Source organism: Campylobacter concisus, assembly GCF_003049705.1.
GTDB classification, from domain to species: Bacteria; Campylobacterota; Campylobacteria; order Campylobacterales; family Campylobacteraceae; genus Campylobacter_A; species Campylobacter_A concisus_AR.
On the sequence record NZ_PIRF01000003.1, the window covers coordinates 155,715 to 181,130 of the forward strand.

22 protein-coding genes and 1 other RNA gene are annotated in these 25,416 nt (G+C 38.7%); 15 read left to right on the forward strand and 8 right to left on the reverse strand.

Annotated elements, in window-relative coordinates:
* Positions 1 to 54: 54 nt before the first annotated feature.
* Complete coding sequence (gene flgE / locus CVT05_RS04375) at positions 55 to 2,529, forward strand: flagellar hook protein FlgE (RefSeq protein ID WP_107697948.1); 2,475 nt, start codon at positions 55 to 57, stop codon at positions 2,527 to 2,529.
* Positions 2,530 to 2,621: 92 nt separating this feature from the next.
* Positions 2,622 to 3,251, forward strand: coding sequence for an FAD-dependent thymidylate synthase (gene thyX, locus CVT05_RS04380; protein WP_103595906.1), 630 nt, complete (start codon positions 2,622 to 2,624; stop codon positions 3,249 to 3,251).
* Between the two features lie 52 nt (positions 3,252 to 3,303).
* Here the strand turns inward: thyX and CVT05_RS04385 are convergent, their stop codons facing one another.
* The 4 genes from CVT05_RS04385 to ruvC form a co-directional block, all read right to left on the reverse strand.
* A complete protein-coding gene (locus CVT05_RS04385; RefSeq protein ID WP_107697949.1) occupies positions 3,304 to 4,410 on the reverse strand; it encodes a DNA adenine methylase in 1,107 nt (368 codons plus the stop codon).
* A 1-nt stretch (position 4,411) separates the two neighbouring features.
* Complete coding sequence (luxS, locus tag CVT05_RS04390) at positions 4,412 to 4,927, reverse strand: S-ribosylhomocysteine lyase (RefSeq protein WP_107697950.1); 516 nt, start codon at positions 4,925 to 4,927, stop codon at positions 4,412 to 4,414.
* 134 nt (positions 4,928 to 5,061) lie between these two features.
* Positions 5,062 to 5,751: an MOSC domain-containing protein gene (locus CVT05_RS04395; protein WP_107697951.1), complete on the reverse strand. Its 690-nt coding sequence runs from the start codon at positions 5,749 to 5,751 to the stop codon at positions 5,062 to 5,064.
* Between the two features lie 16 nt (positions 5,752 to 5,767).
* Positions 5,768 to 6,247, reverse strand: coding sequence for a crossover junction endodeoxyribonuclease RuvC (ruvC, locus tag CVT05_RS04400; protein WP_180371756.1), 480 nt, complete (start codon positions 6,245 to 6,247; stop codon positions 5,768 to 5,770).
* Positions 6,248 to 6,369: 122 nt separating this feature from the next.
* Here ruvC and dnaA point away from each other — a divergent pair, with 122 nt between their 5' ends.
* From dnaA to CVT05_RS04425, 5 genes are all read left to right on the forward strand, one after another.
* The gene (gene dnaA, locus CVT05_RS04405; RefSeq protein WP_054195855.1) at positions 6,370 to 7,680 is read left to right on the forward strand and encodes a chromosomal replication initiator protein DnaA; all 1,311 of its coding nucleotides are present in this window, start codon (positions 6,370 to 6,372) and stop codon (positions 7,678 to 7,680) included.
* A 154-nt stretch (positions 7,681 to 7,834) separates the two neighbouring features.
* Positions 7,835 to 8,908 (forward strand): DNA polymerase III subunit beta, encoded by a 1,074-nt coding sequence (gene dnaN / locus CVT05_RS04410; protein WP_103593768.1) that lies wholly within the window; start codon positions 7,835 to 7,837, stop codon positions 8,906 to 8,908.
* Positions 8,909 to 8,922: 14 nt separating this feature from the next.
* Positions 8,923 to 11,232, forward strand: coding sequence for a DNA topoisomerase (ATP-hydrolyzing) subunit B (gyrB, locus tag CVT05_RS04415; protein ID WP_107697952.1), 2,310 nt, complete (start codon positions 8,923 to 8,925; stop codon positions 11,230 to 11,232).
* 17 nt (positions 11,233 to 11,249) lie between these two features.
* Positions 11,250 to 11,870, forward strand: coding sequence for a preQ(1) synthase (gene queF, locus CVT05_RS04420; RefSeq protein ID WP_107697953.1), 621 nt, complete (start codon positions 11,250 to 11,252; stop codon positions 11,868 to 11,870).
* Positions 11,870 to 13,105: an HD domain-containing protein gene (locus tag CVT05_RS04425; protein ID WP_107697954.1), complete on the forward strand. Its 1,236-nt coding sequence runs from the start codon at positions 11,870 to 11,872 to the stop codon at positions 13,103 to 13,105. The genes queF and CVT05_RS04425 overlap by 1 nt, the downstream gene beginning before the upstream one ends.
* Here the strand turns inward: CVT05_RS04425 and ffs are convergent.
* Positions 13,092 to 13,189, reverse strand: an RNA gene (gene ffs / locus CVT05_RS04430) — signal recognition particle sRNA small type. The two genes, CVT05_RS04425 and ffs, sit on opposite strands and share 14 nt — an antisense overlap.
* Before the next feature lie 112 nt (positions 13,190 to 13,301).
* Here ffs and CVT05_RS04435 point away from each other — a divergent pair.
* On the forward strand, positions 13,302 to 13,727 hold the full coding sequence (locus CVT05_RS04435) for a hypothetical protein (protein ID WP_021090327.1): 426 nt from the start codon (positions 13,302 to 13,304) through the stop codon (positions 13,725 to 13,727).
* Between the two features lie 45 nt (positions 13,728 to 13,772).
* Here the strand turns inward: CVT05_RS04435 and CVT05_RS04440 are convergent, their stop codons facing one another.
* The 3 genes from CVT05_RS04440 to CVT05_RS04450 are packed head-to-tail and all read right to left on the reverse strand — an operon-like array spanning position 13,773 to position 17,496.
* A complete protein-coding gene (locus CVT05_RS04440; protein WP_199906734.1) occupies positions 13,773 to 15,374 on the reverse strand; it encodes a flagellar hook protein FlgE in 1,602 nt (533 codons plus the stop codon).
* Between the two features lie 5 nt (positions 15,375 to 15,379).
* Positions 15,380 to 16,087 (reverse strand): flagellar basal body rod modification protein, encoded by a 708-nt coding sequence (locus tag CVT05_RS04445; protein WP_021090228.1) that lies wholly within the window; start codon positions 16,085 to 16,087, stop codon positions 15,380 to 15,382.
* 8 nt (positions 16,088 to 16,095) lie between these two features.
* Positions 16,096 to 17,496, reverse strand: a complete 1,401-nt coding sequence (locus tag CVT05_RS04450; RefSeq protein WP_107697955.1) for a flagellar hook-length control protein FliK — start codon at positions 17,494 to 17,496, stop codon at positions 16,096 to 16,098.
* Positions 17,497 to 17,657: 161 nt separating this feature from the next.
* Here CVT05_RS04450 and typA point away from each other — a divergent pair, with 161 nt between their 5' ends.
* The 7 genes from typA (at position 17,658) to CVT05_RS04480 (ending at position 25,416) form a co-directional block, all read left to right on the forward strand.
* A complete protein-coding gene (typA, locus tag CVT05_RS04455) occupies positions 17,658 to 19,460 on the forward strand; it encodes a translational GTPase TypA (protein ID WP_072595308.1) in 1,803 nt (600 codons plus the stop codon).
* Positions 19,461 to 19,969: 509 nt separating this feature from the next.
* Positions 19,970 to 20,347 (forward strand): hypothetical protein, encoded by a 378-nt coding sequence (locus CVT05_RS09470; protein ID WP_234400541.1) that lies wholly within the window; start codon positions 19,970 to 19,972, stop codon positions 20,345 to 20,347.
* A complete protein-coding gene (locus tag CVT05_RS04465) occupies positions 20,344 to 21,054 on the forward strand; it encodes a pyrroline-5-carboxylate reductase family protein (protein WP_234400542.1) in 711 nt (236 codons plus the stop codon). The genes CVT05_RS09470 and CVT05_RS04465 overlap by 4 nt, the downstream gene beginning before the upstream one ends.
* A complete protein-coding gene (locus CVT05_RS09475) occupies positions 21,026 to 21,259 on the forward strand; it encodes a pyrroline-5-carboxylate reductase dimerization domain-containing protein (RefSeq protein WP_234400543.1) in 234 nt (77 codons plus the stop codon). The genes CVT05_RS04465 and CVT05_RS09475 overlap by 29 nt, the downstream gene beginning before the upstream one ends.
* Before the next feature lie 19 nt (positions 21,260 to 21,278).
* Positions 21,279 to 21,968: a tetratricopeptide repeat protein gene (locus tag CVT05_RS04470; protein WP_107697956.1), complete on the forward strand. Its 690-nt coding sequence runs from the start codon at positions 21,279 to 21,281 to the stop codon at positions 21,966 to 21,968.
* 413 nt (positions 21,969 to 22,381) lie between these two features.
* Positions 22,382 to 22,951 carry a hypothetical protein gene (locus CVT05_RS04475; protein WP_107697957.1) on the forward strand — a complete coding sequence of 190 codons (570 nt, stop codon included), beginning with the start codon at positions 22,382 to 22,384 and terminating at the stop codon, positions 22,949 to 22,951.
* A 20-nt stretch (positions 22,952 to 22,971) separates the two neighbouring features.
* Positions 22,972 to 25,416 carry a molybdopterin-dependent oxidoreductase gene (locus CVT05_RS04480; RefSeq protein ID WP_107697958.1) on the forward strand — a complete coding sequence of 815 codons (2,445 nt, stop codon included), beginning with the start codon at positions 22,972 to 22,974 and terminating at the stop codon, positions 25,414 to 25,416.

The following is a 25,416-nucleotide window of genomic DNA, read 5'->3' on the forward strand; positions in this document are numbered from 1 at the left end:
CATCTTTTGCTTTTTGAAAAATATAAAAATTTAAAATGCAAAAAGGATAAGTCAATGATGAGATCACTTTGGTCTGGTGTTTCAGGCCTACAAGCCCACCAGATAGCCATGGACGTAGAAGGCAACAATATCGCAAACGTTAATACCTATGGTTATAAATACAATCGTGCAAATTTTGCTGATATACTAAGCCAAACTCCAAGAGTCGCTACTGCTCCACAAGGTCAGCTAGGCGGTCAAAATGCTATGCAAATAGGTCTAGGAACGACTATAAACTCAACTACGAGAATTTTCTCACAAGGCACACTAACATCTACTGATAAGCAAACAGACCTTGCACTTCAAGGAAATGGTTTCTTTGTCGTATCTCCAGATGGTGGAACGACAAGATACTATACAAGAAACGGCGACTTCGTCCGTGATAAGGCTGGTAACTTCGTAAACAATAGCGGTTATATCGTTCAAGGCTGGACAAGAGATGAAGAGACTGGTACTATAGACTCAACAGGACCGATAAAAAATATCGTGATCAAAGAGGGTCTTACTACTCCAGCAAGAGCGACAACAGAAGTAAAGATAAAAGGCAACCTTGACTCAGGCAATACCATCGACCAAAGAAGCACTCCTATTTATTCACTAGACTCGGTTGCTGGTGGACGTGACTATAACAATGACGGAATTTTAGATCCAAACGAAGTCCACAACGAGAATGATGTAAATAACGATCAGTTTTATACGAACTCAAGAAAAGAACAAAGCCTAACAGAGCGTGGTGTAGATCTAGGTGTTACATTTGATGAGCTTGGAAATGGTCTTGCTTTAAGAGATGGACAAGGTATCTGGGTGAGCTATGCAAATGCTAAAACTGAAAAATTTGAAATAGGAAGTAAATCACCAAATAATGTTGGTTCACTTACTAATAATGGAACTGCAAAAAAATTAAATATAACATTAAATGGTGTAAATATAACCGGAGATGTAACAAACATAAGCGATGTTGCAGCTGCTATCAACGCTCAGTATAATAAAACTGGCGTTAGAGCTGAAATTTCAGAAGGTAATAAACTAACACTTATAAATAGAAATAACTCAGGTACTACAAAAGAGACAAAAAATATTCACTTAACTGTCAATACTGGTGATGAATTAGTAGCAGCAACGACAGCAATGGGAGTGGCAAATGGCGGTTTAAAAAATCGAGATATTATCACAGCTTATCAATATGTCTATACGAGCTCACAAACAACAGCAGTTCACGAATACAATGATGCGAAAGAAAGGCAAGTAACTACAACAGAAGATCTTCGTGCTGCTATGCAAAAAGATGCAAGGAGTTACGTTGACTACAATGGAGACGGTCAAATAAGAGTAAACTCAGCTGTACCTAATGCTATAAAAAAAGCAACAGAAGCTCATAATATAACTCCGGGTACTGGTGGAGCAGCTATAGCTGATACAACATGCCAAACAGCTTATAATAATGCTTATAACGCTGCAACTGGTACTCCAGATGCAAAACACGCAGCTGGTATCGAAGCACTTAAAAAACTTGCTGATGATTTAAATGATGGCACAAAGATTACTGTAAATAAACTAGGTCAATTTCAACTAGAAAATCCATCAAATGAAGTAGCAGATCATGCACTTTATATGACAACAACTGGTCTTACAAAGCCAGCTCAAGGTACAAATAATTCAGCTATAAATGAAAATGTTAGACTTACAACTATTATGAAAGCACTTGATGGCGCACTAAGCCCAGGCCAAGCTCTAAGAGCAAGTGGAAAGATGATGATGTCAAGCCACGGCTCAACGGCAGAAATTTTTGACTCACTTGGATCAAAACACACAGTTAGTATCAAATGGGCAAAAACTGGTACCACAACAGATGGTGGAACTGAGTGGAGCATGGTTATACAAGTGCCAGAGCCAGCTAAAATAAACTACACAGGTGAAGGCCCAGATAACGTTATAACTGGAACAGCTAGATTTAACGCAAATGGCTCACTTGCAAGTTTCCACCCAGCAACGATAACATTTTCAGCTAACAACGGCTCACAAAGTGGCCAAAACATTAGCTTAAATTTTGGTCTGGGAACTGACTTTAACGGCTTAACAAGCTTTGATAAAGACTCATCAACTGAGTCAATCTCACAAGATGGCTACACAGGCGGCACTCTAAATGGCATAAAAATAGATGAGACTGGAACAATAATAGGCTCATTTTCAAATGGACAAAGCTTTGGCCTAGCCAAAGTAGCACTTGCTACCTTTACAAATAACGAAGGTCTTCAAAGCGAGGGCGGAAATGTCTTTTCACAAACCGCAAACTCAGGTGAAGCAGTCATCGGTGCAGCTGGTACAGGCGATAAGGGAACGATCGCAGCTTCAAAACTTGAAGCTAGTAACGTCGATCTAAGCCGTGCGCTAACAGATCTTATTGTCATCCAAAGAGGCTTTCAAGCAAACTCAAAAACGATCACAACAAGTGATGAGATGCTAAACACACTTCTTCAACTAAAACAATAATCATAAAGGGGGCGCTCGCTCCCTTTTAAATTTACAAATAAAATCAGCCTTCTTTTTGTAAAATGCTAAAAAATTTCACAAAAAGAGAAAATATGCAAGTAACGCTTCTAAATCACACCCCACTAAATATCTGCTCTCACGCGATCCGCACATGCTGGCAAAGCTTTGAAAAAGGCGACAACGGCGGCGAAAAAGACGTCGAGCTGATAGACAGGGTGGGTAATAAATTTAAACACGCTTCAACACTAGAGCATCTTTACTACAACTTCTACATCCAAGGCATCTCGCGCGCACTACTTCAAGAGCTAGCCCGCCACCGCTTAGCGAGCCTAAGCGTCAAATCAACCCGCTACACGCTAAAAGAGCTAAAAAAAGAGGAGAAATTTGAAGTAGGGCAGTTTGAGCGTGCAGCTAAATTTATCGTGCTAACAAATGACGAAATGGTCGATAACGCGAGCATAAAAGCGCTTGAAAATTTACGTGAAATTTTAGCTTCAACCACAAAAAGCCTTGATATCGTTAAATACTGCCTACCAGAGTGCTATAAAACCGAGCTTACATGGAGCATAAACGCTAGAAGCTTGCAAAATTTTATCTCTCTTAGAAGCTCAAAATCAGCCCTTTGGGAGATAAGAAATTTAGCAAATGCTATCTACGACGCCTTGCCAAATGAGCATAAATTTATCTTTGAGAAGTGCTTGCCAGAGGATGAGCAAAACTAACATTTATGTTAGTGTGATTTGTGATTTAGAAGTGATGAAATGAGCGCTAAATTTACTTTTGTAAAACGTAAAGAAGCTCGTCTACGTGGATGTTTCTGGCTTTTAAATTTCTGCTACCGCGGTAGGCGTTATACTTTTGGCGAAGTAGATGAACTTTGCCAATTTTATTTAGGTTTTGATCAAATTCATCTTGGTTGATAAAGCCCTCTGAGTTAAACGAAATGAGTACAAATTTTGCCTTTAAATTTGCTATGAGCTCAAAAAATGCCTCGCTTGCTGATGATTTTTTATTAAAAACTGATCTGTTCCAGTCCTTTGCGATGCCTGAAACTTTTGAAATTTTACTTGGTTCCTCGTAGCTTGCGATGAGATTTAGCATGAAGTAGTTTGAGCCGTATGGGTGCTGGTTATAGGGCGGATCAAGATAGACTAGATCAAGACTACTAAGCTCTTTTGCCAGCAAATTTGCATCCTTTTGATAGACCTCAAATGGCACACTAAAATTTGAAAAAATTGGCTTAGTCAAATTTATATCAGAAGTGATCCTTGAGATGGCATTTTGCCCCCTGCCACCAAACTGACCGATACCATCTTTATTTTTATGAAAACCTTTAAAAATTCCACTTGTATTTGCATGTACACTTGCATTATAAAGAAGTGGGGCTATGAAAAATTTTCTCATCTCAGCCGGCATTAGCTCATCTATGAGCCTTCTTGCAGTGTCGATGAAGATAGCATTTTTTCTTGTGTAAAAGACCCGCTCGCCAAAAGCGATATTTTCATCATCTTTTGGAGCGTAAAGTTTTGTTATAAAGCCTTCAGAAAGATTATCTTCTATCTCTTTTTCAAGTCTTTTTTGCCAGAAATTTATCTCATTTTTTAGTTCATTTGTGGCGTTTTGCAGGTAGCATGAGTTTGTGATGAAGCTGTAAAGCTCCAAGTCGTTTGCGACTAGAAATTCGCTATTTTGTTTTAAAAACCTAGCCACCACGCCGCTTCCGCTAAAGAGGTCGCAGCAGCTAAGCTTCTCTTTTTTAAGCTCGTCTTTTGCGTATTTTACGCCTCGCTCGATAAAGCCTAAAAGTGAGCGTTTGTTACCAAGATAGGTTAAAATTTGCTCTTTTAGATAGGCTTGATTTTCTTGTTTTATTGGTTTCAAATCAGTGCTTTTTTAGTCCCATAGCATCAACATCAAGCTTGATCTCATCGTTATTTATGATGACTAGACCTTGTGCTAAAATTTTGCTTGCTATGGCGTGTGCCTCATCAAGTGAGTGCATCTTGTAAGTGCCGCATTGAAATTTATTTAGCTCTGGGATCTTATCTTGATCTTTGACCTCTAGGATATCTTTCATCGAAGTAAGCCATGCCTTTTTTACAGCTTCTTCGCTAGGTGTGCCGATCACACTCATATAAAAGCCAGTTCTACAGCCCATCGGCGAGATGTCGATGATCTCTACGCCGTTGCCGTTTAGATGGTTTCTCATAAAGCCAGCAAATAAATGTTCTAAAGTGTGAGTACCTTTCTCTGGTAAAATTTCTTCATTTGGCTTGCAAAATCTCAAGTCAAAAACGCTGATATCATCGCCTTTTGGGGTCTTCATACTTTTTGCTAGTCTTACTCCTGGGGCTTTCATCTTCACATGATCTACACAAAAACTATCAAGTAATGGCATATCTTCTCCTTTAAATTTTTGGTAATTCTAGCGTAAAAAATGTTTAAAATTTAAAGGCTCATGCAAAATTTCACATAAGCCTTGTAATATCTGAATGTTTGTGGGTATTAAAATAATAAAAATTTTACTTACTATTATAAATTTCTCATATATTCCGTACTATAAATACCTTGAATACGTCTTTCCATATCACCGTACCAACTTTTTGGAAGAGTAGTAAGAGAGTTAAATTTCTCTAGTAAATTTAAATTTTTATTTGGAGCGTAAAAAAGTCTATTTACTTCTAAAATGCTCATATGAACTGGATCTTTTTCTATAACTTCTATCATATCACCTGCTTTGCACGATCCTGGTGTTATGACGCGGTAATACCAGCCAGTAAAGCCGGTTTCAAAGATGTGAGTAGCCATATTTTCATTACCCCATCTTTTTGAGAGCTTAAAGCAAGGCTTTCTTGGCTGCGATACTTGAAGGACTAGTGAGCCGATTTTATGGATATCACCTACACAGACACTACTCTCATCAAGACCGTAAATGCATAAATTCTCACCCATAGCTCCATAAGCCATATTTTTCAATCCTAAAAAACTCTCCCAATCAGCGTAATTTGCAAATGAATTTGCAAAAACTGCCTTTTCAGGGCCGCCATGGTGCTTTGTATCAGCGACACTATCACCCACAAAGCCAAGTTCATTTGCGAAAATTTCGCCATTTTGAGCTACTTTAAATATAGCTGAACTCCATGGTGTATTTAACTTATCAGTTGCACTTTGCGAGCCATAGTTTTTCACCTCGCCAATTAATAATGCTTTTACTATTGCCATCTTTTTCCTATCAAATTTAGCTTACTCTTAAATTATTCGCATGAGTTAGTGCAATCGCGATTGCATCGGTGATATCAAGCGGTTTTATCTCTTTGTTTATACCTAAAATTTTCTTCACCATAAATGCCACTTGCTCTTTATCAGCTTTGGCCTTGCCAGTGACAGTTTTTTTCACCTGAAGTGGCGTATACTCAGCAAAATCACCATGAAGCTGTAAAATTTTAAGGCTAAGTGCTCCTCGAAACTGAGCGAGCTTTAAAACCGTTTTTGGGTTGTAGGCAAAAAATATATCTTCGATGGCAACTTCGTCGAATTTATGATTTTTAAAGATGAGATCAAGCCCCTCACAAAGCTCGGTAATCTGATATTGAAGTGTGTTTGGTTTTATTTTTATGAGTCCTGCTTCAAGAAGAGTAGTTTTCAATTTATTTTTTTCAAGTATTGCATAACCACAATTCTTCGTGCCTGGGTCGATTCCTAAAATTTTCATCACTATCTTTTCAATACTTTTTCACGACTTTTTCACGATGTGAAAAAGTTTGTCAGAGTTTAACAAAGGTTTTATTAAAATTAAGATAGTATCACTATAAAAATTCTCGAAATTTAAGGCATAAAAATTTGATAGCAGACGAAATTTTAGAAAATCTTTCAACACAAATTTCACCTGAAGAATACCAAAGTTATATAAAACAATTAAAATTTAACGAAAAGGCTTCAGACGATCATATTATCGTATTTACTGCACCAAATGAGTTGATGGCTAAATTTATAAATACAAGATATGCTGATAAAATCGCTCATCTATATGAAGTTAGAACAGGCATAAAACCAAATATAGAAATTTCATCTACTAAAAGTAGCAAGGTATCAAAACAAAATCAAATAAATGTTAAGCAGATAAAAACACAAAGTAGCATTTTAAATCCAAGCTACACATTTGAAAATTTTGTATGTGGAGCGTCAAATCAATACGCATTTTTAAGCGCAAAAGCAGCCGCTGAAAAGCCTGGCGTACTTTATAATCCACTTTTTATCTACGGGACTACGGGACTTGGCAAGACTCACTTACTCCAGTCAGTCGGAAATCACTGCCTAAATAAAGGAAAAACCGTTATTTGTGTAACTAGCGAACAATTTATGATAGATTTTACCAGTCACATAAATAACCACTCAATGCCAAAATTTCGTGAAAAATATAGAAACTGCGATGTTTTACTAATAGACGATGTACAGTTTCTTGGTAAAACTGATAAAATCCAAGAAGAATTTTTCAACACATATAATGAACTTTTAGCAAAAAATGGTCAAATAGTTATGACTTCAGATCGACCTCCAAAGACACTAAAAGGCTTTGAGGATAGGATGATTTCAAGATTTGATAAGGCTTTTATGGCTGATATTACGCCACCTGAACTTGATACAAAGATAGCTATCATCATTAAAAAATGTGAATTTGATAAAATCGATCTAAATAAAGAGGTCATAAACTACATAGCTACAAACATGGGAGATAATATCCGTGAGATCGAGGGAGCTATCATAAATTTAAACGTATTTAAAACTCTTATGAAAGAAGAAATCACACTTGATCTTGCAAAAAGTATATTAAAAGATCTAATCAAAGAAAAACGTGAAAATATAAATTTCGATACTATCGTTGAAATAGTTAGTAAAGAACTAAATATCAAACAAAGTGATATAAAAAGCAAATCAAGAGTTACAAATATCGTAGAAGCAAGACGAATCATCATATATCTTGCAAAGATGCTTACAACAAACTCAATGCCGCAAATTGCAAACTATTTTGGTATGAAAGATCACAGTGCCGTTAGTCATAATATTAAAAAGATAAATGAGCTAATACAAACTAATGAAATTTTTAGTCTAAAAGTTACTGAATTAAAAAACAAAATTTTGACAAAAGGATAAAATACAATATGAAATTTATGAATAAATGTGAAAAAGAAAATATAATTTTTCACATTTCAAATAGCTGTATTTCGATGTTTAAAAGCACTTTTCACTTTTTAACATCACCTACTAAAACAAAAAAATTAAATTTAAAAATAGAAGGAAGTTTTTAATGAAAGTTTTAATAAACAAAAATATGCTTGAAAGCATAGTAACAAATACAAATCCATATCTTGAAAAAAGAGATCTTAGTGCTATAACTTCTCACATTTATATCTCAGCAAAAGATGGTGTTTTAAACATAAAAGCAACTGATCATGAAATAGGTCTAGCATACAAGCTAAGTAATGCAAAAATCGTTGATGAAGGTTACGCAACTGCAAATGGTAAAAAGCTACTTGACATTATAAAAAGTCTAAAAGACGAAGAAGTGATGTTAGAAACTGTAAATAACTATCTTTATATAAAACAAAAAAACTCAAAATATAAACTTCCAATGTATAAATTTGAAGATTTCCCAGAATTTCCAACGATTGAGGGTAAATCAAAATTTGATGTTGATGCTGTTATGTTAGGAAGAAGTTTAAAGAAAATTTTACCAAGTATTGATAGTAATAACCCAAAATTTGAACTAAATGGAGCTTTTCTTGATATTAAAAAAGACTTTATAAACATCGTTGGTACTGATACAAGAAGACTTAGTGTATTTAAATTTCAAACACCAACAGAAAAAGAATTTTCACTAATAATCCCTAAAAAAGCTATCAATGAAATACAAAAACTATTTTTTGACAAGATAGAAATTTACTATGATGAAAATATCTTAATCGCACAAAGCCAAAATTTTGAATTTTTCACAAAACTTATAAATGGTAAATTTCCAGACTATGAGCGTGTCATACCAAAAGAGGTCAGAAAAAGACTTCAGCTAAGTAGAGATAAGATGATAGAAGGCATAAAAACTATCTCAATGCTAAGCGATACAATGAAAATATCTTTTGCAAAAGACAATATAACATTTGAAAGTGTTATAGAAGATAATTCTGAAGCAAAAACTACGATAGATTATCAAACTGGTTTAGAGCTTGGAGATGAATTTTTCATAGGTATAAAAAATAGATATCTACTTGACTTTTTAAGTAGTATCGAGGACGAAAATTTTGAGCTTGGATTTAATGAAAGCTCACTAGCATTTGTTGTAAATTCAAAAGAATTAACAACAATAATAATGCCGATAAATTTATAAGATAAGGCAAGATTATGGAAAATAATTACGGCGCAGAAAATATCAAAGTACTAAAAGGTCTTGAGGCGGTTAGGAAGCGCCCAGGCATGTATATAGGCGATACTAATATAAGCGGTCTTCACCATATGATCTATGAAGTCGTTGATAATTCTATTGACGAAGCGATGGCAGGATACTGCGATACGATAGACGTTGAGCTTACACGAGAAGGCTCAGCGATCATTAGCGATAATGGCCGTGGTATCCCAGTAGATATGCACCCAACTGAGAAAATTTCAGCTGCGACTGTTGTTTTAACTGTGCTTCACGCTGGTGGTAAATTTGACAAGGACACTTATAAAGTCTCAGGCGGTCTTCACGGCGTTGGTGTATCTGTTGTAAATGCTCTTTCTAAAAAGTTAGTCGTAAATATCAAACGTGATGGCAAGCTTCACAGACAAGAATTTGCAAAAGGTATCCCACAAAGCGATCTTGAAGTTATAAAAACTACAAACCGCACAGGCACACAAGTCGAGTTTTGGCCAGATGATAGCATATTTGAAGTGACTGAATTTGATGATGAAATTTTAGTAAAAAGATTTCGCGAGCTAGCCTATCTAAACCCAAAGATAACTATAAATTTTAAAGATCAAAGAAATGGCAGAAGCGAGAGCTTTCATTTTGAGGGTGGACTTGAGAGCTTTGTAACTGATATGAACAAGGCAAATGCTGTCAGTAAAGCAGTATCATTTAGTGGCGGCGAAGATGACGTGCTTGTTGATTTTGCACTACTTTACAACGACACTTATAGTGAAAATTTATTAAGCTTTGTAAATAACATCAAAACTCCAGATGGTGGTACACACGAGGCTGGATTTAGAGCAGGCCTTACAAGAGTTATCACAAACTACGTTCAAGCAAACGCTGCTGCACGTGAAAAAGATACAAAGATAACTGGCGAAGATATCCGCGAGGGACTTATCGCAGTTGTTAGCGTAAAAGTGCCAGAGCCGCAGTTTGAGGGACAAACAAAGGGCAAACTAGGCTCAAGCTACGTAAAACCTATCGTTCAAAAGATGGTTTTTGACGTGCTTACAAAGTATTTTGAAGAAAATCCTATCGAAGCAAGAGCGATAATGGATAAAGCTCTAATGGCAGCTCGTGGTCGAGAGGCTGCTAAAAAAGCTAGGGATCTAACTCGTAAAAAAGAGAGTATGAGCGTAGGCACACTTCCTGGCAAACTAGCTGATTGTCAGAGTAAAGATCCAGTAATTAGCGAGCTATATCTAGTGGAGGGCGACTCTGCTGGCGGTTCTGCAAAACAAGGACGTGATAGAGTTTTCCAAGCGATATTGCCGCTTAAGGGTAAAATTCTAAACGTTGAAAAGGCAAGACTGGATAAAATTTTAAAATCTGACGAGATAAAAAATATGATAACAGCTCTAGGCTGCGGTATCGGAGATGAATTTGATGCTGAGAAGCTTAGATATCATAAGATCATCATCATGACCGATGCTGACGTCGATGGTAGCCACATCCAGACACTGCTTTTAACATTCTTCTTTAGATTTTTAAATAAAGTTGTAGAAAATGGTCACATCTACCTAGCTCAGCCACCACTTTACCGATATAAAAAAGGTAAGAAAGAAATTTATCTAAAAGATGAAAAGGCACTAAACGAATTTCTTATCGAAACTGGCATAGAGGGCGTTGATATAGAGGGTATCGGTAGTGCTGATTTGATTGATTTCTTAAAGATCGTTGCAGCCTATAGAAGCGTCTTAAAAGAGCTTGAAAAACGCTTTAACGTCCTTTCAGCGATCCGCTATATGATAGAAAATCCAGACATTGTCTCAAAAAGCTACAATGAAATTTTTGAAATTTTAAAGAATTTCTTAAAAGCTGAGGGTCACAACATCCTAAACCACTATGTTAGCGAAGATGAGGTTAGAATTTATGTGCAAACTGAAAGCGGCTTAGAAGAGCTTGTAGTAAATGAAAATTTATTCACAAATCCACTTTACGAAGAGGCGCTTTATATTAGCCAAAAGATAAAAGAGCGCGGCCTAGACTTGCATAGTGACGTTATAGAAGTGCTTGATGAAGTAGAGAAAAATGCGAAAAAAGGCGCATATATTCAGCGCTACAAAGGTCTTGGTGAGATGAACCCTGAGCAACTTTGGGAAACTACGATGAACCCTGAGAACAGAAGACTTTTAAAGATCGATATAAACGACGCTATAAGTGCTTCTGATACGTTTAATCTCTTTATGGGCGATGAGGTCGAGCCAAGAAGAAACTACATCCAAGACCACGCAAAAGACGTTAAGCATTTGGATATTTAAAAGAAAAAGGATAAAAGATGAGCGAAGAGCTAGATATAAAATATGGCGAAAAAATTTTGAAAGAATTTGACGTAGAGAGTGACCTTGAGGTCTGGGAAAATAAGCAAACAAGGGACTATGTCATAAAGATCACTTTGCCTGAATTTTGCTGCCTTTGCCCTCGCTCTGGCTATCCTGACTTTGCCACAATCTATCTTGAGTACATACCAAATAAGCTTGTAGTCGAGCTAAAAGCGATAAAGCTTTATATAAATAGCTTTATGAACCGCAACATCAGCCACGAAGATAGTATAAATGAAATTTACTCTGTTTTAGAAAAAAAACTTGAGCCTAAATTTATGAAGATAGTGGGCGACTTTAACCCACGTGGAAATGTTCATACGGTTATTGAAATCAGCTCTGATTTAGTCGTAAAAAAACCAGCTGAAGAAAAAGAATTCGCTCCAAGAAGTAGAGAGAAAAACTTTAGTGATAAGCCACGCGAGAGACGAAGTACAAGTGATCGTGGCAATAGAGGCAGCAGAGATGATAAATTTAAAAAAGATGACAAGCCAAGAAGAAGCTCAAATAAAGAGGGCTTTAGAAAGATAAGCTATGCCGATGATAAGAAGCCAAAAGTAGTCAAAAAGGATAAATAATGATAAGTGCTAAGCTTATAGAACATATCTTTAAAGCAGCATCTATATCACGTTGGAACGACTATCCAAAGATGACAAATTTAGTCGAGCTTGATAAGCAAGCTCATAAATTTATCATCGCTTATTTCATAGCAAAACAAGAGCAAGACGCCGATATGAACTATATCATTGAGGCTGGAATTTTTGAGTTTTTAAGTAGGGTCGTAGTCACAGACATACGTCCAGACGTCTTTCACCATATCCAAAAGACAAAAAAAGAGCAGATAAATAGCTGGGTCTTAAGTAATCTTGATAGCCTTATTTCAGATATTGAAGATGGGGAGTTTTTAGAGAGATTTAAAAGTTATTTTAAAAGTGATAAAAAGCATGAAAAAGAACGCCTTATCCTAAAAGCAGCTAGCTATCTTGCCACTAGATGGGAATTTTCCATCGTCTATCAAACGAGTCAGTTTTTAAGCGACATCGACGAGCTTAAAGCTAAGGTTGAAGAGGAGATTGAGGATTATTATGAGCTAATTGGCGTTAGAAAGATCGCTATGAATCAAAAATTAGCCCGCCTAGTTGATCTTAGTGGCAGGTTAAGGTTTCAAAAGCGCTGGGCACAAACGCCTCGTATCCCTGAAACAGCGGTCTTAGGACATATGCTAGTAGTTGCGATACTTAGCTATTTTTACTCACTCAAAGCAAAAGCTTGCAAAAAACGCCTAGAAAATAACTTCTTTTGTGCACTATTTCACGATCTGCCAGAGAGTCTCACAAGGGACATCATAAGCCCTGTAAAATACGGTGTAAAGGGGCTAAATGAGATCATCAGCGAGTATGAGATGAGGCTTATTGATGAGAGGATTTTGCCATTTGTGCCTGAAAAGATCAAAGATGAGTTTAGCTACATCCTTGGTATCAGAAAAGATGGCGAGAAATTTATAAAAGATGAGTTTGAAAATAGGACTTACGAGCGCAAGATCATCTGCCATGAAGGGACTATGGAGAACGTAAATGATGATAAATTTAATCCGATCGACGGCAAAGCGCTAAAATACTGCGACAAGCTCTCAGCCTACATCGAAGCTGGAATTTCTATAAGCTACGGCGTCAAGTCAAAAGAGCTAACTGACGGCTTTAATAATATGTATAAATTTTTTAGCGAAAAACCTAAGATCGATGGAGTGGATTTTTTAGAAATTTGCGATGATTTTAATGAGCATTTTGGTTTAGAAAGACCCCCTCTCAGATGACTGCGGCACACACTTAATACAAGTGCTCTGCTGTGTTCCCACCCTGAAGCGGTGCTCATAAAAAGCATTGCACAGGTCTAAGAAGGAGCTTCGCAATCATACAAAAACTATACTTAAATTTAGTTTTATAGTTACATTTTTAAAAATTTAGCTTTAAAAGTATATAATCAGCCAAAATTTCACAAAAAGTAGAGTAATGTCTGGAAAGTTTAAACTTCGTTTTTTATCAGCTTTTAGAGATTTTTTTATCTATCATCACAAATCTTTAGAATTTCGTGCCAAAATTTTTGCCGCTATGATCTCTGCTAAATTTGACCCAGACGAAGATGATTTTTTTGTTTTAAATGACATTACAAATGAAATTTATGAAAATGACCAAACCAGAAAAGACTTTTTGATCCAAACTGTTAAAGAGTATGTAACAAGAGTTAAAAGAAACGATAGAATCACACTTGATGCACTACTTTTAAGCATTGATAAAGACCTAAAAGATCATAAAAGATACGCCAAAAAGATAGATTTTTCTCACCTTCGTCGCTTGATGAGTGGCTGTGAGGAAGAGATTTTAGTTCAGCAAAGAGTTTATGAGTTTTTAATAAACGAAGTCAAACTCTATTCTTAAAATTATCATTCATTTTAAATTTTTAATCATCAACTAGCATAAAAATTATTTCTTCATCTGAATAGCAGTCTGGATCATTTCATCACTTGTTGTGATACTTTTTGCACTAGCCTCATAAGCCTTTTGTGTGACTATAACCTCACTTAGCGCTTGACCAAGATCGACATTACTCATTTCAAGTTTATTTGCAAGAATTTGTGAGCCATAAATGGTCTCACCAGCTTTATTTTTATAAAAAAATGCTTCACCTGAATTTGGAGTTGCTTCATAGAGATTATCACCCACTTTTGATACGCCTTGCTCATTTTGGAAGTGATATAGAGCTATTTTTGCAACTATAAATGAGCGAGAATTATCAAAATTTGCCATTATATTTCCACGATCATCGACGCTATATTTTGTGAGATTTCCTTCGGCGTAGCCATCTGCTTTTATGACAAAGTCTTTTTTTGAATTAGCCGAGCTTGTTATGCCATTATAGACATTTGCATCTCCATCGCCAAAAAAATTTAAAGCCACGTTTCCAACGCTTGTTAATGTATTTGTAACAAGCCTACCGCTACCATCAAAAGTAAGTGTTCCCATAGCTGTATTTTGTACAACACCATTAGCATCGGTTATTGTAGCTGTTGCATTCCAAATGGTTTGATCACCACCTTGAGGGATTTGCTTTGTAAAATTTATAGTTACTAAGCTCTTTGTACCATCACTGTTATATATCTCTGAACTTAGTTTTTCTTTATTAGCTACTTCAACTAGTGATGTAACTTCTGCTTTTATATCTAAGCTAGCAAAATTCATAAATTTTAGGCTTTTATTGTTTATATGCCAGCTGCCATCGCTCTCTAGCGTGGTTGAAAACTCACTAAATTTACCATCACCGTCTTTTACTTTTACCACTACGCTATCACCTGCTTTTGCACCAAATCTTGTCTGACTTAGCGGGATTTGCCCATTTAGTGAGATAGTTTTGTTTGTATTATCGAGTGTATAATTAAAATTTGCCGCATCAATGGCTGTTGTTTGTCTATTTGTTATTAGACTTGAGTTTAGGTTGCCTTTAAAATCTATATTTTTTGTTTGCTTGGCTGGCATAAATAAGAAATGAGGTAAATTTATGCCTTTTTGTGAGCCAGTATCGGCTAGTTTTAGATCTTCTTCTTTTGCAGTAAATGCCTGCGTGGTACCTTTTGCTTGACCATATTTTCTAAGAGCATTAGCACTTGGAGTAACTGGAGTAAAACTTGTTAACGTACCAAGAAGCAAGTTGCCTTTATTATCTACTAAATTTCCAGCCCCATCTATATCGAAGCTACCTGTTCTTGTGTAGTAGTTTCTACCATTTTTATCAACGACACCAAAAAAGCCTTTACCGCCTATGGCTAGGTCAAAGTTATTATCAGTATTTTGAAAACTACCATTTGTCATCTTTAAAGCTGTCGTTTGCTTCGTAGCTCCAAGACCTACTTGATTGTTAGTTGGACCACTTCCAGCAGAAGCCATATGTTGATTGATTAAATTTTTAAACTCAGGGATTGAAGCTTTAAAACCTACGTTGTTGATATTTGAGATATTATTTGCCCAAACATCCATGCCAAAGCTTTGTGTTTTAATGCCACTAATTCCGTTGTAAAAACCTCTCATCATGGCTTTTATCCTTCGTAAAATTCAGATATTTTATCCATTGGAACATATTCGCCTGCTATTTTTATCATGGCTTTACCATCTACAAATTTTACTGCTTCAACCGGATAGCTACCTACTTGAGTCTTGTATGAATTACCATCTTTTCCAGTGTAATTAACAGAGACTGTATATGCGCCGTTTGGTAATTGTTTTCCAGAATCATCTTTGCCATCCCAAGATATTCTGCGAACTCCTGATTTTAGATCTTTTATATCGATTGAACGAACGACCTCTCCATTTGCATTTTTAATTTCAAGCTTACCATTTGCAAGATCTGATTTAAAATAAAGTGCAAAATTTACAGTTTTTTGCTCATCTGTTAGTAAAACCGAGTTTGAACCAGTTGAGACCATTTTTCCAAGGGCTGAGATAGCGTAGGCATTTGCATTTGATTTTAACTGATTTACAAGCTCTTTCATAGCTGAGTTTGTATTTTGTTGCATCTCTAGTGATGCTAGTTGGCTAGTTTGTGTGAGCATCTTTTCAGTATCCATAGGGCTTGTTGGGTCTTGATACTGAAGCTCTGTTAAAAGTAGCTTCATAAATGCGTCTTTATCTAGCTGCGCATTTGGGTTAGTTCCTGTGCCAGCTGCCGCATCTTGCTTTGCTTTTGCCTTTTTCTCGGCGTTTTTTTGTTGTGTTGTTTGTGTAGTTATATCTGAAACTGAAGCCATGATCTCTCCTAAATATATCTTGGTATTACTAGCTCAAGCAAGCTTTGTTCCGCTTGAGTGTTTTCGCTCTCATCGCTTTGATTTGAGCTGTATTTATTTTTTGCTTGTTCTTTTTTATCTTGTCTTTGATTTTGATCTGAGAAATTCATCTCAAGCTCGGTAAATCCCATATTTACAAGGCTATTTTTAAACTCGGCTTGATTTTGCAAAAAGAGATTCATCGTAGCAGTAGTTGAGTTAAAATTTACATGTAAGTTGTTGCCTCGATTTACCATCGTAATCTCGACCTCGCCTAAATTTAGTGGATTAAGTGTTATGTTAAAACGAGTGATTGGAGCTTTGTAATTTTGCACCTGCTCTTTTAGTGTAGAAGAGAAGTTACTAAGCGTCTCTTTTATCTCAGCCTTTGTTTGAAGCTGGTGTTTGGCACTACTAGCGATATCTTTTACCATTTGATTTAGTTCTGATTTATTATCGCTATTAAATGTCTCTTTGCTCTCTAAATTCTCATTTTTTTGTTGTTCTCTTTCAGGGAAGAGTAACGACTCTAAAGTTGGGGCTTTTTGCGCCTTTTGCTCGTGTAAATTTACCTTTACTTTTGGCTCTTTTGGCTGCTCCTCTGGCTCAACATCCACTATCTCATCATCAAGATTTACTTCGCTATCTAGCTTTTTAGGCTCTTCTTTTACTAAATTTTTAGTTTCATTAGTTGGATTTGCCACTACCTCTTTTAACAAAGTATCAAGCTTTACGACCTCTTTTGGCTCGTTTTTGATGATAGTTTGCTCGACTTCATTTTTTAGCTCTTTTAGGTAAAAAGGCTTCTCTTCGGTCTTTATCGGTGTGAAAAATTCTTTCTTACCTAAATTTTTAAACATCTCATTTAGTTTTGGCACATCTTCGTTTGAAATTTCTATATTTTCAAGGCCAAGGTCAAATTTCTTAGCAAGGTCGATAAGATCGCTAACGCTTTTAACGTTGCTAAGCTCTTCGACGTTTTGGGGCACACTTAAGAAATTTGCTATTTTGTCGCTAAAATTTGGAAATTTACTTACTTTTTCATTGCCATTTAGTATCTCTAAAACTTGCAAAAGCTGCATGAAATTTGCATTTTCATAGAGCTCATTTTTTGTATTTTCGTCCAAATTTTCTTCAAGTGCAGTTGAAATTTTTGCCACGCTTTCGCTTTGTGCTTTTTGCAGTGTCTCTTTTTGAGTGGTAACCGTTTTTACTATCTCTTTAACATCTTTTTCAGTGATTTTTTGGCCGCTATTTGCCTTACTCGCAGCTGCATCTAAAACCATCGACAAAAATTCGCCGTTATTTTGAGATTTCTTAGAAGCAGATGGCTTTTTACCTCCAGCAGGAGCCAGCAAATCTACGTTATTTTTCGCTGTATAAGCTTGCATTTAAACCTTTCAAATTTTTAAACTTAATGCCAAACATGCAAAATCTATTCCAAAAATTAATTTCTTGATATCAGCTTAAAATTTATAAAAATTTGGCTATAATCTGCCCCTATTTTAAAACTGACAAACGAAAAATAGCAAACTAATAAACGGAGAAAAATTTGGAAAAGATACGAAATATAGCCGTTATCGCACACGTCGACCACGGTAAAACAACAATGGTTGATGAGCTTTTGAAACAGTCAGGAACATTTAATGAGCATCAAAACCTTGGCGAGCGTGTAATGGATAGTAACGACATCGAAAGAGAGCGTGGCATCACGATTCTTTCTAAAAATACTGCTATTCGCTACAAAGATACAAAGATCAACATCATAGACACCCCGGGTCACGCCGACTTTGGTGGAGAGGTAGAGCGTGTTCTTAAGATGGTTGATGGTGTTTTGTTGCTTGTCGATGCGCAAGAAGGCGTTATGCCACAAACTAAATTCGTCGTCAAAAAGGCACTTTCACTAGGACTTCGCCCAATCGTCGTCGTAAATAAGATAGATAAGCCAGCAGGCGATCCAGACCGCGTTATAAATGAAATTTTTGATCTTTTTGTTGCACTTGATGCAAACGATGAGCAGCTAGAATTTCCAGTCGTTTATGCCGCTGCTAAAAATGGCTATGCAAAGCTAAAACTAAGCGATGAAAACAAAGATATGCAGCCACTTTTTGAGACTATCTTGGCTCACGTACCAGCTCCAAGCGGCAGCGACGAGAACCCACTTCAGCTTCAAGTGTTTACTCTTGATTATGATAACTACGTCGGCAAAATCGGTATTGCAAGAATTTTTAACGGCAAGATATCTAAAAACCAAAACGTGATGCTTGCAAAGGCTGATGGCACAAAGACAACTGGTAGAATTTCAAAGCTTATCGGCTTTATGGGTCTTGAAAGAACCGATATTAACGAAGCTGGTACTGGCGACATCGTAGCGATCGCTGGCTTTGATGCGCTTGACGTTGGCGATAGCGTCGTTGATCCAAACAATCCTCATCCACTAGATCCTCTTCACATCGAAGAGCCGACACTTAGCGTTGTATTTTCTGTAAATGACGGCCCATTGGCAGGTACTGAGGGCAAACACGTCACATCAAACAAGATCGATGAGCGCCTTGCAAACGAGATGAAGACAAATATCGCGATGAAGTATGAAAATATCGGCGAGGGCAAATTTAAAGTAAGTGGCCGTGGCGAGCTTCAGATTACTATTTTGGCTGAAAATATGCGCCGTGAAGGGTATGAGTTTTTACTTGGCAGACCTGAGGTCATCGTAAAAGAGATAAACGGCGTAAAATGCGAGCCATACGAGCTTTTGGTTATCGATGCGCCTGATGATACGACAGGTACAGTCATAGAAAAACTTGGCAAAAGAAAAGCGGAAATGGTCTCTATGAACCCAACAGGCGATGGCCAAACAAGGATCGAGTTTGAGATCCCAGCGCGCGGACTTATCGGCTTTAGAAGTCAGTTTTTGACTGATACAAAAGGCGAGGGCGTTATGAACCACAGCTTTTTGGAGTTTAGACCACTAAGCGGCACAGTCGAGCACAGAACAAATGGCGCGTTAGTTTCGATGGAAAACGGCGTAACGCTTGCTTATTCGCTATTTAATTTGCAAGATCGTGGCGTGCTTTTCCTTGATCCGCAAGCAAAAGTCTATGTGGGCATGATCATCGGCGAGCACAGCCGTCCAAACGACCTTGATGTAAATCCTATCAAGGGCAAAAACCTAACAAACGTGCGTGCTAGTGGTAGTGACGATGCGATCAAGCTTGTGCCACCTAGAAAGCTAAGCCTTGAGCGTGCGCTAGAGTGGATAGAAGATGACGAGCTAGTCGAGGTTACGCCTATAAATATCCGCGTTCGCAAGCGCTATTTAGACCCAACAGAGCGCAAAAGAAAAGCAAAACTTTAATCAAAATTTGTCATCTAGCCCCTTTGTAAAGGGGCTAATAATTAAACTCTAAAAACAGCAAAAAATTTACATAAATTTCTCATACTTTTTTGCATTATTTATTTAAGTTGGCTTTGTTCAAGACGATTAAAATTTATCAATCTTAAAACTATTTATGCTTTAAAATACCATACTCACTTTTCTATTTTTGCTTTTAATGTAATCAATATGAAAATGCCTAGTTTATGCTAAAATCGGCGTAAATTTAAAGGAAACCGATGAAAAAACTAAAATTTATCTTTGCTCTCGCCGCGGCGTTTATTTTTGGCGGCTGCTACGAGACGACGCTACTTACGCGGGTGCCAATCTCCGCGCTTGTTTCGGATAAAGGCGCGGACGTGAAATCCACGATCGTGCTAACGGGTATAACGCCTCAGACGCACGAAACGAAAACGGTAACGGACAACGTGCGGGTTTTCGTCCCGGACGCAAAATTTAAGAACTTCCCGACTGGAGAAACCGCCTATGAGATGAGCGTTAGCGTAGGCAAGGGCGAAAAGGGCGGCAAAAACTCGGATAAGCGCGCCGTGCGGATATATCTAAGCCAAGACGGCGATGTCTACGGCAAGCTTAGTAAAAACATGCTCGAGCAGTACGCAGGCGCGGCGAAGCAGAAAATGGAGCCGACGCTAAAAGCGGCGATCAAATTTGAAAACGATACGAACGGCGTTTATGAGCTGGTCGTGGGCAACGAGTTTAAGGCGAGCGACGAGGCGCAGACGGGCGGCGTTTATACCTTGGCGCCGGGGCAGGTTACGGGCGCGATCTGGGCGGATAGCGCGGCGGTAAATACGGCGATCGCGGGCAAGGCGGTCAAAATCGGAGTTTTAAAAAAGACGGCGAAATGAAAAACGTAAAAATAGGCTTCATCGGCGGCGGAAATATGGGCGGCGCGATGATAGAGGCGCTTTGGCGAGTGCAACCTGACGAGGTCGGCGTAGTGCGAAACTCGGCCGAGGAGGGGCGAAAATCCAGCGGCGGCAGCGAGGCGCGCGGGACTGAAAATTTAGCGCAAATGGATAAAACCCCAAGCCTGCATGAATGCGAAAAAAAGACGAAATTTGAAATCATAGCCTGCGCCAGAAACAAAAACGAAGCTTTACGGCAGAGATTCGGTATAAAAATAGCCGCGAGCGAAACGGATCTAGCGCGCGAAGCGGACGCGATCGTGCTGGCTACTAAGCCCGCTAGCTACGAGGCTATCTTGCGTCTGATCGCGCCTGATCTTGCGGGCAAAATTTTGCTTCTTTTGGCGCCTAATTTTGACATAAAACGCGCTAGGCAAATCGTAGGCGAGGGCGTTTATATAGCTCGTGCGATGCCAAATATCGCGGCTTGCATCGGAGCGTCGGCCACGGCTCTTTGCTTTGACGCTGGATTTAGCGAGGCCAAGAAAGAGACCGTGCGCGAGATAATCGCTAAAATCGGTAAAATTTACGAGATAGACGAGACTGGTTTTGCCGCATTTACGGGCATCGCAAGCAGCCTGCCCGCGTATGCGTGCGCCTTTATCGAGGCTGCGGCCGATGCGGGCGTGCGGGGGCGGACTGCCTAGGCAGCTTTGCTACGACGCCGTTGCGGCAGCCGTAGAAGGGACGGCGCGTCTGATCCAAAGCGGCAAGCACCCGGCCGCGCTAAAAGACGAGGTCTGCTCGCCCGCGGGAACCACGATCGAGGGACTTGCCGCGCTTGAAAAGGGCGGATTTCGCGGCGCCTTGATGGATGCCGTCGCCGCTTGCATCGCCAAAGCGAGGGGTTAGGTAAATTTAAAGGATAAAAATGAAAATCTTATTATTTGCGCTACTTGCGGCGATAAATTTATTCGCTAGCGAGCCGGGCCTTTCGCCATTGCTAGCTGCAGATACGCTAGAAAAGCTCAAAAAATGCAAAAATCCCGACCTAAACGCCACCAAAGAGTGCGTGCAAGCGGGCATGGTAGCGGCTAACTTAAAGCAAGACTACGGCGCGGCGGAGGGGCTATTTAGCCTAGCCTGCGCCAAAGGAGACGGCGAGGGCTGTTTTTATCTGGGCGAACTTTATAAAAATAACCTAGTAAAAGCCGCGGATAAGAGCGAGCGCGAGACTAAGATTAGCGCGTATTACAAGGCTAGCTGCGTCCTTTACGAGTATTTGCCCGGTTGCTTGGCGCTAGCGAATTTCATGCAAGAAGAGCTGGGCGACGAGGTGCAGTCGTTTGCGATAAACAATACCCTATGCAACAAAAAATACGCTCCCGGATGCTACAACGTGGGCTGGATGATAGAGCGAACGGGAGGCGATATAGGCGAGATGATGGAGTATTACGAGCGCTCGTGTAAGCTAGGCTACGTAGGCGGCTGCGCGAGAGCGGCGTGGCTGTATGAGGGAAATTTCAACGAAAACAGATACGAGCAAGTAAAAAAAGACGCGAAAAAGGCAAAGCAAATGCAAAAAAGGGCGTGCGAGCTAGGCGATAAGCAAAGCTGTTAAATTGACAATAAGGCGTTTTGATAAAAATTTTAAAACGATAAAACTCTAGAAAGTCTTAACATAGCTAGCAATGTAGAGTAGTAACTTTTAGCATATTTATAAATACTGTAAGAAGTTTACTAATTTATGTTTTTAAGTTTATAAAAACTTTGCCATACTTTTTATAGTAGCCAGTGAAGTGAAGTTAAATTTTTACTTCACTAGACTCAAAAGTAAAATTTTTACAGAGCTTGTGTTTGTTCATGCTTTTAATCATTAAGACGATCAATAAAACTCATTGATAAATTTTCTACTAAATCTTATTTTTAACAAAAGCAAATATCAACTTTCTTAAATAAAGCTAAATATAACAATGTAATTTTAAGTCATTAGGTTATAAAATTTTTTTAAATTTTATTTTTAAGGATTGCAACATGAAAATGCTATTTTTAGCCCCTGTCTTAGCATGTAGTCTTGCTTTTAGTGCCGATGTCATCGCAAAAGATGCCAATATAACGCTAGATGGCAAGATGATCGGAAAGATCGAGGTTTTAACGCCAGTTGAAGTCGTTGAAAAAGGCGATAAAACGAGCAAGATCAAGGTTAGTGGCGTCGTGTCGGCAAATTACTTAGCCCAACTTCAAAGAAGTATAGAAGATCCAGAAATCTTTGTAGCTTTTAATGACGAGAGTGAGGCAAATTTCAAAAAAGTAAAAGATCTTGAAGATGACTACGGCGAGGTTTGGTACCAAGTTGATGGGCTTTATGAAGTGCCAAATGACGCGCTTGGTGGCAACCAAAAAGAGCTTTACGCAAAGGCAAAGAAAATTTACGAAGAAACTTGCTCAGCATGTCATAGACTCCATGAGCCAAATAGCTTTACAGCGGCTCAGTGGCCAGCAAATTTAGCTGGAATGGTCGATGCAAAATTTGTAGCACTAGACGAAACTGACCTAAATTTAGTACTCAAATACTTACAACACAATGCCAAAAAAGTAAAATAAATTTTCATAAGGGAGAAAATATGAAAAGACGAGATTTTATAAAATTTTCTGCACTTGCAGCCACTGCGGCACAAGCGAACAAGATTGAAGGTGTGACAAAAACCATTTTTGACCAAAAGAAAACTTTTGGAGCAAATAGATTTGGTCTATTTTGGGCAAATACCAACTCAAATCAAATCGTCTCCGTTGATCCATTTGAGGGCGATAAATTCCCAAATACCATGAACAATAGCTTGCCAGACCTCATCCAAAACGAGAGCCGCGTGCTCTATCCATACGTGAGAAAGAGCTATCTAAAAGCAAAAGGCGCAGCAAAGAGCGAGCTTCGTGGCAAAGAAGAATTTGTGCGCGTTAGCTGGGAGACTGCCCTTGATCTAGCAGCAAAAGCTTTAAAAGAAAATTTTGACAAATATGGCCCTGAGAGCATCTACGGCGAGTGCTACTGGTGGGGCGGTAGCGGCAAGATCAGCTGGGGTAGGACTGTTGGCCACAGGATGCTAAAAGTGCTTGGCGGATACGTAGAAGAGAGTGGCGACTACTCAACGGGTGCTGGCCTTGTCATCATGCCTCACGTCCTAGGCAACAGCGCCGTTTATGATGCGCCGACAAAGTGGGAGGCTATCGCTAAAAACGCTAAAAACGTTGTATTTTGGGGCACTGACCCACTTGTAACTGGTCAAATTTCATGGCAACCGCCAACACACGATGGCTATCTTGGCATCAAAAAGATAAAAGAGGCAGGCATAAAAACTTATAGCGTTTGCGTCTTTAAAAATGACACCACAAGATATCTTGGCTCTGAAACCATCATCGTTCGTCCAAATACCGACGTAGCAATGATGCTTGGCATGTGCCACTATCTATATGAAAACAAGCTTTATGACGAGGAATTTATCAAAAAATACACAGTCGGCTTTAATAAATTTAAAGACTACCTACTTGGCACAACCGACAAAGTGGTCAAAGATATCAACTGGGCGAGCAAAATTTGTGGCGTAAAAGCCGAAGATATCGCTAAATTTGCAACAGCGCTTGCAAAAGAGCCAAGCGTCATCATCGCAGGCAGGTCACTTCAAAGACAAGATCACGGCGAGATGGGCTTTTGGGGCATCGTAACACTTAGCGCGATGCTAGGTCAGATAGGCAAAGAGGGGCTTGGATTTGAGTTTAGCCTAGGATACGACTCTGCGGGCGCTACGGATAAGATCGCTCCGGTGCTAAAAGGCCTAAGTACTCGCATCGACGAGAAATACGAAAACATCGACGGCGCGCCGTGGAAGAAATTTAAAAACGTCACCATCCCATCTTCAAGATCGATCGAGGCTTTGCAAAACCCTGGCAAAGAGATAGACTATGACGGCTCAAAGATCAAGCTACCACACATGAGAGTGGCTTACATGGCTTCTGGTTCGATGTTTACAAGGCATCAAGATGTAAATAACGCCGTTAAAGCATGGCGTAAATTTGATACTGTAATAACTGCTGAGCCATACTGGACAAGCACAGCTAAACTAAGCGATATCGTCTTACCAGTGGCACTAGAAGTCGAGAGAAATGACATCAACCAAAGTGTCCCATCGAGCGAATACATCGTGGCTTATAAGCCAGTAGTTGAGCCAATGGGCGAAAGCAGAAGCGACTACTGGATCTGCTCACAAATTTGCAAACGCTGGGGCAGAGAAGAGGTCTTTACTGAGGGCAAAGATGAGCTTGGTTGGGCAAAAGAATTTTACGCAGATGCGGTAGAACAAGCCAAAGCACTAGATCTTAAAATGCCAAGCTTTGATGAGTTTTGGAAAGAGGGATATGTCAAATTTGACAAAGACAATGAAGAGACAAAATACTACACAAGACTTAGTGCATTTAGAGAAAATCCACACAAAAATCGCCTTGGTACGCCATCAGGCAAGATAGAGATATACTCTCCAACTATTGCTAAATTTGGCTACAAAGACTTTGCTCCACACTTTGCTTGGATCGAGCCGTTTGAGTGGCTTGGTAGTGAAAAAGCTAAGAAATATCCATTTAGCATCACAACCCCACACTCAAGATACCGCTTGCACTCTCAGCTAAATAACTCAATAATCAGAAACTACGCTGAAGTTTGTGCTAGAGAGCCGATGCTAATAAATACAAACGACGCTAAGAAAAAAGGCATCGCAACTGGCGACGTGGTGAGAGTATTTAATGACAGGGGTGAAATTTTAGTAGGAGCGCTTGTCACTGACATCATCCCAGAGCACGTCATCGCTATTTGCGAAGGTGCGTGGTATGATCCTGAAGTGCTTGGCGAAAGAAGCCTTTGTAAACACGGCTGCATCAATGTCCTAACACGCGACAAAGGCACATCTAGTATCGCTCAAAGCAACTGCGGACATACGATACTAGCTGATCTTGAAAAATATAAAGGCGAGATCAAACCAATAACTGCATTTTCTAAACCAAAAATTTTACAATCTTTGTAG